This is a genomic window from Ktedonobacter racemifer DSM 44963, assembly GCF_000178855.1.
Lineage (GTDB): Bacteria > Chloroflexota > Ktedonobacteria > Ktedonobacterales > Ktedonobacteraceae > Ktedonobacter > Ktedonobacter racemifer.
Window position 1 is genome coordinate 1529880 of the sequence record NZ_ADVG01000003.1, and the last position, 14724, is coordinate 1544603.

14 protein-coding genes are annotated in these 14724 nt (G+C 52.0%); 6 read left to right on the forward strand and 8 right to left on the reverse strand.

Annotation, left to right across the window (positions count from 1 at the left end; genetic code table 11):
- The first annotated feature begins 247 nt into the window (after positions 1 to 247).
- The 3 genes from KRAC_RS35655 to KRAC_RS35665 all read left to right on the forward strand — a co-directional run bounded on the left by KRAC_RS35655 (position 248) and on the right by KRAC_RS35665 (position 2638).
- Positions 248 to 1009: a hypothetical protein gene (locus tag KRAC_RS35655; RefSeq protein WP_007915836.1), complete on the forward strand. Its 762-nt coding sequence runs from the start codon at positions 248 to 250 to the stop codon at positions 1007 to 1009.
- Between the two features lie 174 nt (positions 1010 to 1183).
- Positions 1184 to 1636, forward strand: a complete 453-nt coding sequence (locus KRAC_RS63165) for an HIT family protein (RefSeq protein WP_007915838.1) — start codon at positions 1184 to 1186, stop codon at positions 1634 to 1636.
- Positions 1637 to 1822: 186 nt separating this feature from the next.
- A complete protein-coding gene (locus KRAC_RS35665; RefSeq protein ID WP_007915840.1) occupies positions 1823 to 2638 on the forward strand; it encodes a COG4705 family protein in 816 nt (271 codons plus the stop codon).
- Between the two features lie 94 nt (positions 2639 to 2732).
- On the opposite strand, the gene KRAC_RS35670 is transcribed toward KRAC_RS35665, so the two are convergent.
- Positions 2733 to 3869 carry an AZOBR_p60025 family cell surface glycopolymer formation protein gene (locus KRAC_RS35670; protein ID WP_007915847.1) on the reverse strand — a complete coding sequence of 379 codons (1137 nt, stop codon included), beginning with the start codon at positions 3867 to 3869 and terminating at the stop codon, positions 2733 to 2735.
- Positions 3870 to 3990: 121 nt separating this feature from the next.
- Entirely contained in the window at positions 3991 to 4965 is a 975-nt protein-coding gene (locus KRAC_RS35675; protein ID WP_007915849.1) for a helix-turn-helix transcriptional regulator, read from the reverse strand.
- A 219-nt stretch (positions 4966 to 5184) separates the two neighbouring features.
- On the opposite strand from KRAC_RS35675, the gene KRAC_RS35680 reads away from it, so the two are divergent.
- Positions 5185 to 6294: a winged helix DNA-binding domain-containing protein gene (locus tag KRAC_RS35680; RefSeq protein WP_007915851.1), complete on the forward strand. Its 1110-nt coding sequence runs from the start codon at positions 5185 to 5187 to the stop codon at positions 6292 to 6294.
- Positions 6295 to 6354: 60 nt separating this feature from the next.
- On the opposite strand, the gene selD is transcribed toward KRAC_RS35680, so the two are convergent.
- Positions 6355 to 7410 carry a selenide, water dikinase SelD gene (gene selD, locus KRAC_RS35685; protein WP_007915853.1) on the reverse strand — a complete coding sequence of 352 codons (1056 nt, stop codon included), beginning with the start codon at positions 7408 to 7410 and terminating at the stop codon, positions 6355 to 6357.
- 272 nt (positions 7411 to 7682) lie between these two features.
- On the opposite strand from selD, the gene KRAC_RS35690 reads away from it, so the two are divergent.
- The gene (locus tag KRAC_RS35690) at positions 7683 to 8363 is read left to right on the forward strand and encodes a hypothetical protein (RefSeq protein WP_007915854.1); all 681 of its coding nucleotides are present in this window, start codon (positions 7683 to 7685) and stop codon (positions 8361 to 8363) included.
- 46 nt (positions 8364 to 8409) lie between these two features.
- Here the strand turns inward: KRAC_RS35690 and KRAC_RS35695 are convergent, their stop codons facing one another.
- The 4 genes from KRAC_RS35695 to KRAC_RS63170 form a co-directional block, all read right to left on the reverse strand.
- Positions 8410 to 8850: a hypothetical protein gene (locus KRAC_RS35695; RefSeq protein ID WP_007915856.1), complete on the reverse strand. Its 441-nt coding sequence runs from the start codon at positions 8848 to 8850 to the stop codon at positions 8410 to 8412.
- Between the two features lie 71 nt (positions 8851 to 8921).
- A complete protein-coding gene (locus KRAC_RS35700) occupies positions 8922 to 10127 on the reverse strand; it encodes an RNA-guided endonuclease InsQ/TnpB family protein (RefSeq protein ID WP_007915858.1) in 1206 nt (401 codons plus the stop codon).
- A 173-nt stretch (positions 10128 to 10300) separates the two neighbouring features.
- Complete coding sequence (locus KRAC_RS35705) at positions 10301 to 10840, reverse strand: DUF6036 family nucleotidyltransferase (protein ID WP_007915859.1); 540 nt, start codon at positions 10838 to 10840, stop codon at positions 10301 to 10303.
- 394 nt (positions 10841 to 11234) lie between these two features.
- On the reverse strand, positions 11235 to 11663 hold the full coding sequence (locus KRAC_RS63170) for a PPOX class F420-dependent oxidoreductase (RefSeq protein WP_007915862.1): 429 nt from the start codon (positions 11661 to 11663) through the stop codon (positions 11235 to 11237).
- Between the two features lie 220 nt (positions 11664 to 11883).
- Here KRAC_RS63170 and KRAC_RS35715 point away from each other — a divergent pair, with 220 nt between their 5' ends.
- Positions 11884 to 12480, forward strand: a complete 597-nt coding sequence (locus tag KRAC_RS35715; RefSeq protein ID WP_007915863.1) for a TetR/AcrR family transcriptional regulator — start codon at positions 11884 to 11886, stop codon at positions 12478 to 12480.
- On the opposite strand, the gene KRAC_RS35720 is transcribed toward KRAC_RS35715, so the two are convergent.
- Complete coding sequence (locus KRAC_RS35720) at positions 12457 to 14700, reverse strand: HEAT repeat domain-containing protein (RefSeq protein WP_007915865.1); 2244 nt, start codon at positions 14698 to 14700, stop codon at positions 12457 to 12459. The genes KRAC_RS35715 and KRAC_RS35720 overlap by 24 nt on opposite strands.
- Positions 14701 to 14724 lie beyond the last annotated feature (24 nt).

Genomic DNA, 14724 nt, shown 5'->3' on the forward strand with positions numbered 1-14724 from the left:
CAGGTATTTCGCCGCTGAAGGCCATCTGTAATTACTACCTTTCTTGAGAACAACCCTACTCTTGCTATATATGGAGAAGAGCATATAGAGCTTAACATGCTCTATATGCTTCTGTCAATGCTGAAAGATAGCTATAGCGTGGCTATTTCTTGACATTCTTTTACCCCTGCCCCTATACTATCTATAGGTAATGATCTAAAAAGTATTTTAGTAATTACTGGCTTGTAGCGAATAAAGGAGTGTTCGTATGCCTTCGTCAATGTATAGACAAAACCTGTATTTCGCTTATACTCCCTGGCATCGGCGGCGCTTTATATGTAGCCTCTTCTTTGTCTGCCTCATGGTGGTATTGGCTGCCTGCTCTGGCGGCCCCACAACCAGTTCGGATTCAGGAACGCAGCCCACTTCTCAGGCGCTTACACCTACGCCATCGCCGCGTAAAGGGCCAGCGGCCAGAACGATACTCTACAAGGCTGATTGGGCGCGTGGTATTGCGGGTTGGGAGGGGGCCACGGGTTGGCAGGTCCAGCATGGAGAGCTCTACTCTAAAGGTGGTGCTCAAGATGTGCTTACCGTCCCCTTTGTTGCCCCTACGACGATGTATGCTGTTGAGATTCACATTCAAGTGAGTGGATATAGCGCACCCAGTGGGGGAAGCTTTATATTTAGCACCCCCCATACGGGTGAAATCGATGGTTATAATGCAGGTGCGAGTGGATTGCTCTCCAAGCTTCCAACCATTGGGGGTCTTCATCCCCAACTCCAGGCCATGATTGATCCGCCTGCCAACGTCGTGCAGAGCCAGCCTCCCTTTGATTATGATCCGCGCATGGAGCCACATGTCTACAGGCTGGAGATTCGCGATAACATCTTAGAGTTTTTCGCCGATGGCGTAAAGGCCTTTACTGTAGCTAGCGCATCCTCGCCCAATCTCTCTCAAGGACCATTGCGTATCAAGTCGCATGGCATCACTCTGCGTGTCAGCAGCCTGACAATCACCGCTTTATAGCCTTCTTTTCCGGGCGGCTGAACTCATCGGCTCGCAAGCTCGCCTCGGGTAAGGGGATGTCTGTGTGAGCGGCGGCAAAGCCGCCGCTCACACAGACATCCCCTTACCCATGAGCGCCGCAGGCGCGAGGGATGATATACTCATGGAGAACTATTTGAGGAAAGAGGCTCTTCTATGGAGTGTTTAAGCTGTCTCAGCTTGAGTGGTGAGCGTAGTATTTCGCCTGGACCCATCGTCTATGAAGGAACGTACTGGGTGGTTGATCATGCCTATCCCACCATCCACCTTGGTTGGCTGGTAATCCTGACCAAACGTCACGTGGAGGCGCTGCATGAGCTGTCTCGGGAGGAATTTTTAGAACTGGCTGAGATCCAATATAGGTTGGCCCAGACCATGCACCTGGATAGTTCTGTCCAGAAGGAATATTTGATGTGCTTCGCGGAGGGCAAGGGCTTTCCTCATGTGCATATCCACATGGTTCCCAAATCGGCTGATCTCCCCGCTGAGCATAAGGGACCGCGTATCTTCGAGCGCCTGAAGGCTGACGAAGAGCATCCTATCATTCCTGCGGATGAGCTGACTGCCTTCTGCGAAGAATTTACGCGCAAGCTAAGCGCCATTAAGTAGCTTTATCTGGAGAGAGGATAGGTTTTGGCTTCTATTACCTTCCTGGGCACGAGCGATTCGCGAGGTGTGCCCAGGCTTCTGTTCGTATGTTTGCGGAGATAGAAGCTCCGGTCGGGAGATAGCTTCAATACGCTTCTATGCTTCGCTTCTCTTCATCAGTAGACTACGTAGTAGGAGGATATGCTGATGAAGAAAATCCCTCAAATTACTATCGCGTTCTGGATCATGAAGATTTGCGCAACCACTCTGGGCGAAACAGGTGGTGATCTTTTATCCATGACTATGCGTGTTGGCTATGCAATTAGTTCTTTGCTTTTCATTGGGCTATTTGTCATCACTCTGACGACACAGCTTCTCTCGAAGAAATATCATCCCTTCCTTTACTGGAGCGTTATCCTTTCAACCAGTATCGCTGGTACTACCATGTCAGATTATATGGACCGCACTTTAGGGCTGGGCTACGCAAAAGGTTCCCTCCTTCTCTGCACTCTTTTGCTAGCTATCTTTATAGTCTGGCGCTTCAGTAAAGCTTCTTTCTCGGTAAACAAGATCACCACGGTGAAAGTTGAATTCCTTTTTTGGACGGCAATTCTCTTTTCAAACACCCTGGGGACCGCGCTGGGTGATTTCCTGGCAGACGATTCCCACCTCGGATTTGGGGGAGGCGTGCTGCTCATTTCAGGTCTACTCGCGCTGATAGTTTGCGCAGCTTTTTTCACCAGGATCTCCAAAACCCTCTTGTTCTGGATGGCATTTGTTCTCACGCGTCCATTCGGTGCGACAATGGGTGATCTTCTTACAAAGTCACATGCACAAGGCGGGCTGGGATTTGGCACTATTGGCTCATCTTTGATCCTTGCAGCGATCCTTGTCGTATTCATCCTCATTACGTCTCGTCCGGAAATTTCTCACGCATCGGGTGTACAAGCTGGCTTGTTGAAACAAAATTGGCGAATGTTCACCAGGCGGTTTCGGCTCACAACGGGATTTGATGAAAAATGATAGAAGATGTAATGGTTTTTCTCTCTATAATATGTCCCAGTATGTATATGTGGTGTGGCAGACCGCAAGCATCGCCACACCACATATACACATCTCACCCGATAAAGGCGGGCCAGCGCAGGAGCGTGCCGGCTATATATACCAGGCAGGTGAGGGTGTAGAAGTGTGTGGACCAGAGAAGGAGCCTGTTCTTGCTATAGGCGGCGTACATGACGCCAGCCAGGATCAGGCCTAGACTGATACGACTGCAGGAGATCAACTCGATATAGGAATAATGCGAGAGGAAGACGATGGTTAGAAGATTGATGATCCATGCGAGCAGCAGGGGAGACCAGCGCCGCTTCCAGACCTCCCAGCCCACCAGCAGGCAATTGGCAAGCGTAGGAAGGAACATCACCAGCAGCAGGAGCCAGAATTTGCGTGGAGCATTGGCAAAATAAGCGACCCCCGCGAAAGGGAGATGCTCAAAGGAGGGAGTAAAGCCCAGGCCACTCTTGCCGAAAATCAGGACGATGGCAGTAAGCCAGAGTAGAAGCGGTAACCCTCCCAGCAGGGTCATAGGGATAAGGTCGCGCCAGCGACGCTGAAGGAGAAAGACCACACTATAGGCTAGTGGAAAGAAGACTGCTGTATCGCGAGTGAGAGTTGCCATCCCCATAAAGAGCGCCCCCAACCAGGCGCGTTTCTCCTGGGTAAAGAAGATGCCCAGGCAGAGCAGAAAGACCATGAAAGGTTCGGCTGTATCGAAAGTGAAGGCCGCGAACTGGCCGAAATAAAGACCTAGAGCCAGGCTGAACCAGGGCGAGACCTGGTGTTTCCGCAAGATATGAGCCACAATTGCCACACTGGCGACAATCGCTATCCCATTGAAGAGCAGCATAACATAGGGGACCAGGGCCGCGTTCCCCAGGCTGAAGGCGAAGACGAGCAGGGGATAGAGGATGCGTTGATAGCGATAGGGGGCATTATCCATGAACTGGTAGGCATGCCAGGGGTCACGGGCGAGCTGGTAGTAAAATTGACCATCGTAGCCCCAGGTGCCGCTGGCTTTATGCTCACTCCAGACAGTGCCCAGGTGCACAAAATCTAGAACTGTATAGCCTCGCAGAACGACCAGTAGGCCTACCCATAAGATATAAAGGACGGCGACGATGAACGCGGGCCACCAGGCAGCCAGCACTTGTGAGCGCACCGAGACTCTTGCCGCCCTATGTAGGGGTGATGTTAGCATTACAAGACTCCAAACTACTCTAAATAAAATTCTGGTATTGGCATATGCGTATTTAAAGCATGCATTGATTGCCAATTATAGACTCTTCTATGGAGAAAACAAAGAGTAGAATACTCTTTACCTAACCATTGACCTGTGTGGCGAGCGGGGCATTTGCGATCTGAAGCATTTGTTCCCCCAGTCTCCGCAGGGCCTCGCGGAGTTCTGGTGGCTGGTGGACGAAGAAGGGGATGTTGAGAGACATAAGATAGCGAGCCTGGCTATCAATATTGTCGTATTCGGCCTGGAACAGGACTCCATTGGATGTGGGAGTGAGTGTGCCATAAGAGGCTGGAATCTTCTGCTGTATGGCATAGAGCGTTGCCTGAAACTCAACTTCAATGCGCCAGCGAGCCGATCTCTGGGTATACTTTTCCGCCATGTAGGCGCGACAATCAAAGACCCCCTCGCGCTCAAATGTTTCTTCCAGGGCCGCTACCTGCTGAATACGATCCAGGCGAAACGTGCGGATATCTTGCCGCAGGCAGCAGTAGCCTATCAAATACCAGTGTCCGTCCCAGCCTATCATACCGTATGGCTCGACCTTGCGGTTAGTTGTTTGGTCGCGATGAGAGCGATAATCCAGCATGATTCGCCGCTGTTGAGCGATGGCCTCGCTTATATTGATTAAGAGCGAGACATCGGGTTGTGCATCCTTTTGGGGTGAGAAGAAGAAGAGGTGAGAGGCAACGGCGTTCAGGCGATCCCGCGCCCGGAAAGGGAGCACGCGCGAGACCTTCGCCAGCGCGCCCTCCACGGCTGCTGATGATTGCCCAATCTCCAGCCACGAAGTGCCCAACAGACCAAGCATGATGGCCGTAGCCTCTTCCTCTGTAAAGATTAAAGGCGGCAGTTTGAAGCCTGGGCGGAGACGGTAGCCCCCATGGCGTCCAATGTTGGCCTCGACGGGAATGCCAGCATCCTGGAGGGTAGTGATATAGCGCCTAACTGTGCGCACATCCACCTCCAGGCGTGTGGCAAGCTCGGGACCAGTAATAAAGGGTTTAGATTGAAGCAACTCAAGAACAGTGAGAACGCGGCTGGTCGGATGATACATGCTATGCGTGACTCCTCGCGCCTGCGGCGCTCGCCGAAGTAGGAGGGTATGGTGCGCTCCGGGTGGTAACCTGCGGCTACCACCCGGAGCGCACCATACCCTCCTACCCAGATCTGAAAAAAAGTCTTAAAGGAGGGCTGGTTCCGTCCTTCTTCCATAGTAAGATGTGGATAAGAGAGAAGTCAAGGAAATAGAGGATGAAAGAGAGCAGGAGGCACGATGGCTGAGCGTATTTTGACCCTGCGCGAGTTGAATCGCGCCACCCTGGCGCGCCAGTTCTTGTTAGAGCGGACAACGCAGTCTCACCTGGACGTCATTACAAGGCTCGTTGCTATGCAGGCCCAGGTCGCCAACGCTTCATATATTGGTCTCTGGACGCGTTTGCATTCATTCCAACGTGAGTCGTTAACCCAGCTCCTTGAAAGCAGGCAGCTCGTAAGGGGATCATCGCTTCGTGGCACTCTACATCTCATGACGGCGAAGGATTATATCCTGGTCCATCCTCTTATCCAGACCGCATTGAGTCGTAATCTTCGCCTCTTTATGAAGAGGGCGCGGAGCTTTGATCTGGAGAGGTTTACCGATATGATGCAAGTGTATGTGCGCGAGCAGCCACGGACAGGGCTTGAGTTGCGTATGAAGATGGAGGAGTTTTCTCCTGGGATGGGGACCCAGCAATTAGCGGATGCCATAAGAATACATATGGCGCTTATTCAGCCTATTCCCTCGGGGACCTGGGGTTTTACTGGTAGACCTGCTCATACCGAGGCGGCTTCCTGGCTCGGGCGCTCAATAGTTGGCTCAGAAGGGGATATGCAGAGGCTTGTCTTACGGTACCTGGCGGCGTTTGGTCCGGCAAGTGTGCAGGACATGCAGACCTGGTCCGCACTTACCAGGCTCCAACCCATTTTCGACAGCCTGCGGCCAGAATTGCTCACCTTCAGAGATGAGCAAGGGCGAGAACTCTTTGACTTGCCTGATGCTCCCCGGCCCTATGCAGACACGCCTGCGCCTGTACGCTTTCTCCCCGATTTTGACAACCTGCTGTTCTCGCACGCTGACCGTCGCCGAGTCATCTCCGACGAGCATCGTTCTTCTATTTTTATTGGCAATAGCCGATGCACGACATTCCTGGTAGATGGCTTTGTGCGGGGACGGTGGCGGCTTGAGCGACGGCCAGCATCCACCGCGCTCGTGATCGAACCAGTACGTGAACCACTTTTGCCCTCAGAGCAAGAGGCGTTATATAGTGAGGGCGTAAGCCTCATGCGCTGGATCTTGGATGGGGCTGAAGCATTTGATATCCAGTTTGGCTCTGTTGTGGGATAGCCTGCTACTGGTGTACTGGGGCTTGGAAAATTACCGCGTACGCCAGTAGCGGGCTTCTAGCTATTCGACCGAGAGTATGATTTGTTCAGGGTCGCTGACGAGATCGGTTACTTCGCCGATGCGGCGGAAGGGGACCTCGCTCTGTTGTGAGAGCGTTTCCCACAGGACGGGATCGATGGCGGCGAAGAGGCCGCCGGAGGTCTGAGGATCAAAGAGAATGGCCTGAGCGTACTGATCGATGTGCTCACTGATGTGGACATGCGAACCGACTGAGCGCACGTTGCGGGCCGTGCCACCCGGTGTGCAGCCCGCCTCGGCATAGTGGCGAACATTGGGGAGCAGGGGGAGCGCGGTATAATCGAAACGCATACAGGTCTTGCTCTGCGTAGCCATCTCCCAGGCGTGTCCCAACAGGCTAAAGCCGGTGATGTCCGTCGCGGCGTGTACGGCTGGACCGGCCTCGACCAGTAGTTCGCTGGCGCGCTTATTGAGCGTGGTCATGGAGGTGACTGCGGCAGCCATGTCGTCCTCGTGGACCAGGCCGCGTTTCTGAGCGGTAGTTATCAGGCCTGTGCCTAGAGGCTTACTGAGAACCAGGATATCGCCGGGTCTGGCGCCACCTTTGGTGAGAATACGCCTGGGATGAACGATACCTGTGACGGCGAGGCCATATTTCGGCTCTTCATCAGAGATTGAGTGTCCGCCTGCGATGGCTCCGCCTGCTCGCTCGACCGCCTCCATCCCTCCACGCAGCACCTCGCTGAGGATGCTAGTATCCAGCGACTCTGGCCAGGCCACCAGGTTGATGGCCATAAGCACCTGTCCACCCATGGCATAAACGTCGCTGAGAGCGTTGGTGGCCGCGATAGCGCCAAAGGTATAGGGGTCATCTACCACAGGCGGGAAGAAATCGGCGGTGCTGATAACGGCCTGCTGCTCACTGACCTGGTAGACGGCGGCATCGTCAATCGCACCCAGGCCGATAAGCAACTGCTCTGGCACGACGCGCTGGCGTAGCGGCTTCACGACCTGGGCCAGCATATCCGCGCCGATTTTGGCGGCGCACCCCGCGCAACTGGCAAGCTCTGTGAGCCGGACCGGCTGTTGTATGCTCATATAGAAATTTTTCCTCTCCAGGAAAATAGCATGAAACAGTGTTAGCTATAGAGAAACAAAAGTCTACCCTTAGTAAATCACAAAGAGAGATGCAGCCTCAATAGAAAGCAGATAATCTGGTATGTATCTCCTTCTTCTCGTCTTTATCCCTCCCCGTATGATAGGTGATGTGAAAATGTATTTAAAATGATAATCACAACCTTAAAGCGAGCTTAGACGTATATGTATAAAATATATCTGAAAATGAGAATATAAAAAAGTTGGAGGAATTTATGAATCCACCTGGTAGGCCTTCTTCACTCAAGCGCTTCTTTATTACGCTAGGCATCGTGCTTCTCGTGACTCCACTGTATACCTTCCTGGTTGGTGAACTCTTCGCGTTTAATCCTACAGCAGTTGTTTTGCTTGTAATGTTTTACCTTATCGGGGTAGTGCTCTGGCTTGGTATCAGTGCCAGGCGTGTGGGCGCAATTTATGTTATGTTGCATATAATTGTTGGCATACTGGGGCTGGGTCTTGCTCTAGCTCTTTCTGCGTTGTCGCCTTATAATGATCCATCCGTAGCGATTACCGTTCTGATTATCGCGATTCTCTTCCATATCATATTAGCCATCCTCGCTCCTTTCATCTTTTCATTGCGTGAGCGTGTGGCGTTCTTCCATGTGCCGCAGCAGCCTCAGCCAGCTCCTCAGGGACAGGGACAGCAAGTGGTTTATCAACAGATTGTGTATGTGCCCTATGATCCCAACTCCCCTGACGCTCCGAAATTTCCTTCCATCCCACAGATGCCTCCTATTCCGGCTCAACCGCAGAATTATTATCAGGAGGGATATCGTCCCGCCCAGCCACAGCCTAAAGAAGAGCACAATCACTATCAAGAGGGATCGAGCACATATACATATCCGGCTGGCACGACCCAGAGCCAAGTAAGTACACAATACCCTCAAGCATAAAGAGGCGCAATTTATTATGTTTGGGAAAACGGGGAAGCGCCAGCTCCTATGCGGTCTGGCGCGAGGCAACCTGAGCTGCGACCTCGAATTTGTTGGCGAAGACGCGAGGGCTGCAATAGACATTGCGCCGGGCGAAGGGTTCGGGGGCCTCTTGTTTGAGGCGTGCCTGCACGTGTGGTTTGCGCGCGCCCAGGCCGGTAAACCAGGGATCAGACAGGTTATATGCGGGAGCGTGGACCCAGTCGGGAACAGTGATGTTGGCCTGTAAGCAGAGGAACTCGACGGCGGCGGCACAAAAAGCCGCCCACTGGTAATGCTCCGGGTCGGTCCCGGCTGGTTGCTCTATAGCTTCCTGCACTAGCTCTGAGCGACGTTCCACGGCATAGCAATACCAGTAGTTGAGGAAATCGCCCAGGGCATTCCATGGACGCTCACCTTGAACGATCTGGCGATAAGTTGTCTGCATGCTTTGTATTTCGGCCCACATTATCGAGCTCCTCCTGTCTTCGTATCTATTATAACATCAGATATCCTACGGCGAAAGCCGGGGACTTGTCCCTAGACCGAAGCCTGAGACGAGAGGCCGTCTGACAGCGGCCCACCCAGGACAGATGTACCACCCTGAGCAAGACAAAATTTGTCTCGTATGTTGTAACTGGCATTGAGATCCGCGTTGAGTTGATAGCCACAGGAGCGACAATGAAAGACCGCTTGAGAACGGCGATTGTTGCGTGCTTGATGCCCACACTGTGAACAGGTTTGCGAGGTATGGCGGGGGTCCACTCGCTCGACCGCGATTCCCCGCTCTTGCGCTTTGTAGGCAATGAAGCCGTACAATTGCGCAAAGGACCAGGAATGCAGCTTGCGTTGCCCTTCGCCTTTCCGATGGTGGACACCTTCTCGAAGGTTGGTCAGATTCTCAAGCACAATCGTACTGCCAGCAGTAGCGTTTTGAACGATGCGTTTGGAGAGCACATGGTCACAGTCCCGGTGGAAACGCATCTGCTTGTGCGAGATCTTTTTGAGATGTCGCTTGGCAGACTTCGATCCTTTGGACTGAAGCTTGCGACGGAGGCGAAAACGGCGGCGATCCACTTCTTTCCAGTGGCGAGAGCCAAGGAAGTGACGTTGAGAAGTCACAGCAGGACGGTTGAGTCCCAAATCTACCCCAATGACTTCATCGTGATACTCAACAACGGGTTCAGGGGCATCAACCACGACATGCAACCACCATACCCCATTGCGAGAGAGCAAATCTGCTGTGGCGATCTTACAGCCACGATAGCGCTTACTGAAATGAGGAACGGTGAAAGAAAGACTCATCTTCCCTTGAGTGGTGGAGAGGCGAACGGTTTGTGCCTCCCAGTTGAGGGAGTAGGTATGGACATTATAACGAACAGCACACGCGAGAGAGCGAGGACAACGAACAGGCTTGAAAACGGGAACGGGCTTGCTCTGCTTCTGTGCTTTGGCAACCTTCTTGGAATAGGTAGCTTCTTTCTTGGCTTTCCAGGTGAAAGCACTCTTGAGCGTTTCTGTGGCTTTCACACGAGCCTGGATAAGCAGATCACTCACCAGATCAGGACACAATGCTTTGGTATCGTAATAAGTGGCGTGGTGAAGCTTGACACCGTTCTTTTCGCCTTGCTGCCAACCATAGGCACACACATGATTGTAGACAACGGTAAATTGTGCCAACGTCTTATGTAAGGCTTGAGCCTGTTCAGTATTCGGTTGAAGCTGGATGCATACTGTTCTCTCCATGCATGAAATATACCATATATGATTAGTTTATGTCAAGCAAGAGAAATGACACGCGCTATGCTCTCGGACGTGGCTCGCCACATCGTTGGGACTTATGCTCCCCTTGTCTGAAGGCAGGAGTTCTCGCATGGCGCGATATGAAAGATAAAAGGAATTTTTGGCTATTTTGAAGATTACTCAAATAAATCATCAAATGTAGCTTGAAGATTACACTCTTTCTGCCACTCGGGTGTTGCATAGCGATCCACCAGCGTTTGTGCTTGCGCACGCGTTTCGACGCCAATCTGCTCGCAGAGAGCTTCGATATCGTCTTCGTCGCGTGCGCGTCCTGCCAGCAGTTTCAGCGCCAGAATATACTCGGCTTTTGGCACATAGATTTGCAAGTTGGTATAGGAGCGCCAGAGGGTGATGGGTCCCATCTCAGGTGTGAAGGAGGCCACGATATCATTCATCCAGTCGCGTGTAAGCTGGTAGCGTTTCGCTACAGCATTGATAGCTGAGCGAAACGCCTTTGTCTCTTGATTGGGATTCATAGTATCGGGAAAATCGAGCGGAACCACGTCGATATCCTTGGTCGAGGCCCGATTTTGCACAAAGAACATCATATAGACTCCGCCCACCACCGCCAGGCGGACGGGCTTGCGCACCTTTGTGCGCTTCTCTAGCTCCTCGTCCAGTGCCTGTAAATAGTGCTCAATCTCGCTGCCTTCCACGTCGCTCGCGTCCTTTCCATTGACTCTGACCGGGCGAGCCTAGTTATGTTGGGAAGTACCTGACGCCCTGCTGCCCTGCTGCAACAAGTATCGCATATGGCGGCGAGTCTTTTCAATAAAGCCGAGGATTATGGTTCTGGCCCTTCTTTTTTGTTTTGTGTCGTCGCGGTAGTCGTTCTACCGAGAACATAACCTGCAATGGCGGCGAGAATGGTCGAAATCTCTTTTCCTTCCAGAGAACCCAGGACTCCCTGACTTTTTCATCTGCAAGAGAATGAGGGGAAGGAACGCTCCTTCCCCCTCGGACTTGAGTCTGACCTCGCTTTGATAGACGTGCGCAAATCAGTCACTCGTGGAGCGCGGGTTGTCTCGCGAGTGACCTGCACCGAGCTTTCTAGATGTGCGTCATGCTCCATCCTGAAAATTCGGTGACTTTTTCTGGGAGAAAATGCAGAGCCACAGGAGCCCGCTGGAGTAAGGCCGTCACTACATGCGGGCGCATGCCTTCATCTTTCACATAGCGTTCTATCAGGCGTTCGAGATCCTGCTGGACGAGTGTCTGATCTTCGATGATGGAAACGCGTCCATAGAGGCTGACAGAACGACCCTCCTCTCCAACACAAAGCGCGATACGGGGGTCTCGACGGAGATTCTTGCTTTTTTGGCTGCGGCCCGGGGTAGTTATGACCAGTGTCTCATCATCTGCCAGTAGATACCAGATCGTGGTGAGGTGGGAACTCCCATCTTTGTTTAATGTACTGACCACTGCCGCGTGGTCTTCACGGAGAAACTCCCTGGCCCAATTGGAAAGCCTGTTAGTCATAGATTCGTCTCCTTTTCCTCTTTCAACGGGTGTCATTGCATACGCGACACTGTTGCATAATCAACACTTTGGGGTATACTACACTGTTGCCAGTGTAAGGGAAGCCTCGGCTTCCCGGCAATCAGCAAACAGACCAGATTGTTGTGTAGACAACAGCAAAGGGAAAGTGTTGGTTACGGCACACGTGTGAATGAGAACGCGCAGATCGCGAGGAGAAAAGATGCCGGGAACAGTGAAAAGAGACGACCCACGAGTACAGCGCACCCGTCAGTTGCTGCTGCAAGCGTTCATAGCATTACTGGAAGAAAGGCACAACATTCACTCCATCTCTGTGCAAGAGATTACGACGTTGGCCACGGTGAATCGGGCCACGTTTTATGCCCACTTTGAAGACAAATATGCCCTTTTAGAGAGTTGGATGCGCGAGAAGTTTCATCGGGCACTTTTGAGCCAGTTCCCTGCTTCATCCACGTTGCAAACCGACACGCTCCGCTTACTTATTCTGGCCGTGTTTGATTTTCTTGCTCGCTTTCGCGGTCAGCTCAAGCCTGCCGATAAGCAGTTTGAGCCGCTTTTTGAGATTGCTTTGCAACAAGAACTCTATGAGATCCTTTTCTTGTGGCTCAAGCGTAGGGCGTCGGAGATTTACGTTGGAGAGGAGACAGTAGAAGCCACGGCGCAGGTCATCAGTTGGGCAGTCTTCGGTCCGGCAGCTCAATGGAGCCGGGGAAATCGAACCATCTCGGCAGAAGAGATGGCCCATCGCGTCTTGAGTGTCGTGATTGCTGGCTTGTCACCTGTCACCACTGTTACTTGACCGGCCCTCTAGAGCCAGGGCTGCCGTCATGCGTACCTTTGGGTGAGGCCAATCTAGCAGCTCGACCAGTTTGTTTACCAGTAATGGACCTGGGGTGGGCATGTTGCCGATGATCTCGGCTATATGTGCCTGCTGGATGGAACCAAGCAGCTCACCCGTTCCTTGCCCCGACAGGATATTGCTGGCCTCCTCCACTACTTCGCCTAGCACCTCGGGATGAGTCTGTTGCAGGCATTTGATGGCAAATTGGTAGGCGCTGCTATCTCCAAGCAGTACTTTGAGTGGCTCACGAGGGGCATGTCCTCCCAGTTTTATGAGAATGCTAAGCGCTACCTCGCGCACAGAGTAGCTGTCATCAGCCAGAGCTTTAACGAATAGTTCGGCAGGCTCAATTACTCCCCAGTGATTCAATGTCTTGATGGTTGCTTCTCGTATGTAAGCATCACTGTCCTGGAGCAAAGGTATGATGGCATCAACGGGAGGTGGTGCATCAGATTGCAATGATTGTAGATATTCGATTCCCATTCGTCGTATATATGGCCTCGGGTCTTTGAGTGCTTGCAGTAGCAGCTCATATGGAGGACGTTTATCAAGTTGCGCTAAAACTTCTATGGCTGTAGAGCTTATGCGACGTGGGCCTAGCAAAGCACCTATGATGATGTTGATTGGAGCATGCGTTCCTTGTTCGCCTAGAGCCTGTATAGCTGCCCGACACACCTCTAGATTCTGGTCGCAGAGAGCCTCCAGCAACACATCAAGTGGGACCTGCTCTCCCATCGTACCCAATATCTCGATTGCCGCGACCCGTACTGTCCACTTGTGATCATACCTCGCCGCTAGCAGTCGCTCGATTGACATACGCGTGCCTAGGAGCCTGACTGCGGCGGCACGCGCGATATTTTCCGGGCAATCCAGAAATGGCAAGATGAGGTCAGCGGGAATCTCCAGGTCCCTTCGGCATAGCACACGTGCGGCAGTTTCACGCACCTTTTTATCTCTGTCCTTGAGCTTATTGGCTATGATCTCTATTGGAATGTGTGAGAGATGGCCGCTTAGCGCCCATATGCCCAGGCGGCGTCTCTGTGGATCTTTGTCATCCAGAAGTTTCAGAAATAATTCGACTGGCGTCCTCTTCTTGAGCAAATTTAGTAATGCGATTGCGTTAATCTGTACTCTTTCATTTCCATTATTGAAAGCCTCAATCAACTGATCTAAGGGAATGTGCTCATATAACTCTTCTATGGCTTGCCACGCATATTCATTGTAGTCATCCAAAGAGTCGTCTGGATCATGCAGTAAGTGCTCTGTCAATGTTGGGATTGCCTTTATGTTTTTGCGCTTACCCAGTATGATTGTGGCTGTATGCACCACACTTTCACTGGTGTCATGCATGGCTGCGATGAAGTAGTCAATGGAAATTTCTTCCTGGCTATCTAATACTTTTAGAGCGTTAGAACGTACTCTGGCGTTCGGGTCATTGAGCAGAGGCATAATTAGCTCAAAGAGTAGTTTGTGACCTTGCTTGCCAAACTCGGTGAGTAGTTCGAGTGAGGTCCAGCGGACATAAGCCTCGGAATCTTGAAGCGCTGCCAGGAAGGGTGTTATAGATACTCTTTCACCTGGAGTACCAAGCATTTTGAGTGCAGTCCAGCGGACATCTGCATTGTCATCTTGAAGCGCCACTAGAAAAACTTCTACAGGTGCCTTATCCCCTAGAACTCCAAGCATTTCCAGGGCAATCATACGGTTAGTGGGAGCGCCCTTTTGCAGAATTTCTGTATGCATCTGAATAAAAGAGGCTACTTTTTTGGCCGACCATTGTTGGGCTTGCATTGCCAAAATGTGTTGAGCCTTGGTTCGGAGTGAACGCTTTAAGGCAAAAGAGGCGCGAAAAATAGGCTTGAACGGCGCGTCCTTCCCTTGTGTTTCCAGGATGGCAAGGGCGTCCTGGTAGACGAGGTCAGAGGGCTTTTGAAGTGCCTCCAGCCATTGTTCGTCTGTGATCCAGGGTTTGAGGGACTCTATGGTTTCTGTCGCGGCTGTGCGAACATATTCGCGCCTATCCTGTAGGGCTTCGAGAATGAGTTTGAGCGGAGCCTTATCCTGGAATGCGACAGACTGGCGGAGGGCAGCGATCTTTATGCCTGCATTGACGTGGGAGAGTTGAAACACAAGCTGCTGAAGAGCCTTGGGATCATCGAGCAAGTCGATAGATGTCATGTATGATGCAGCAGGAAGTAAAGC

Bases quoted from the DNA above. Each gene is read 5' to 3' on its own strand.
- KRAC_RS35695 (WP_007915856.1), bottom strand. From the start codon at position 8,850: ATGTGGGCCGAAATACAAAGCATGCAGACAACTTATCGCCAGATCGTT.
- KRAC_RS35715 (WP_007915863.1), top strand. From the start codon at position 11,884: ATGCCGGGAACAGTGAAAAGAGACGACCCACGAGTACAGCGCACCCGT.
- KRAC_RS35670 (WP_007915847.1), bottom strand. From the start codon at position 3,869: ATGCTAACATCACCCCTACATAGGGCGGCAAGAGTCTCGGTGCGCTCA.
- selD (WP_007915853.1), bottom strand. From the start codon at position 7,410: ATGAGCATACAACAGCCGGTCCGGCTCACAGAGCTTGCCAGTTGCGCG.
- KRAC_RS35665 (WP_007915840.1), top strand. From the start codon at position 1,823: ATGAAGAAAATCCCTCAAATTACTATCGCGTTCTGGATCATGAAGATT.
- KRAC_RS35655 (WP_007915836.1), top strand. From the start codon at position 248: ATGCCTTCGTCAATGTATAGACAAAACCTGTATTTCGCTTATACTCCC.
- KRAC_RS63165 (WP_007915838.1), top strand. From the start codon at position 1,184: ATGGAGTGTTTAAGCTGTCTCAGCTTGAGTGGTGAGCGTAGTATTTCG.
- KRAC_RS35680 (WP_007915851.1), top strand. From the start codon at position 5,185: ATGGCTGAGCGTATTTTGACCCTGCGCGAGTTGAATCGCGCCACCCTG.
- KRAC_RS35720 (WP_007915865.1), bottom strand. From the start codon at position 14,700: ATGACATCTATCGACTTGCTCGATGATCCCAAGGCTCTTCAGCAGCTT.
- KRAC_RS35700 (WP_007915858.1), bottom strand. From the start codon at position 10,127: ATGGAGAGAACAGTATGCATCCAGCTTCAACCGAATACTGAACAGGCT.
- KRAC_RS35690 (WP_007915854.1), top strand. From the start codon at position 7,683: ATGAATCCACCTGGTAGGCCTTCTTCACTCAAGCGCTTCTTTATTACG.
- KRAC_RS35675 (WP_007915849.1), bottom strand. From the start codon at position 4,965: ATGTATCATCCGACCAGCCGCGTTCTCACTGTTCTTGAGTTGCTTCAA.
- KRAC_RS63170 (WP_007915862.1), bottom strand. From the start codon at position 11,663: ATGACTAACAGGCTTTCCAATTGGGCCAGGGAGTTTCTCCGTGAAGAC.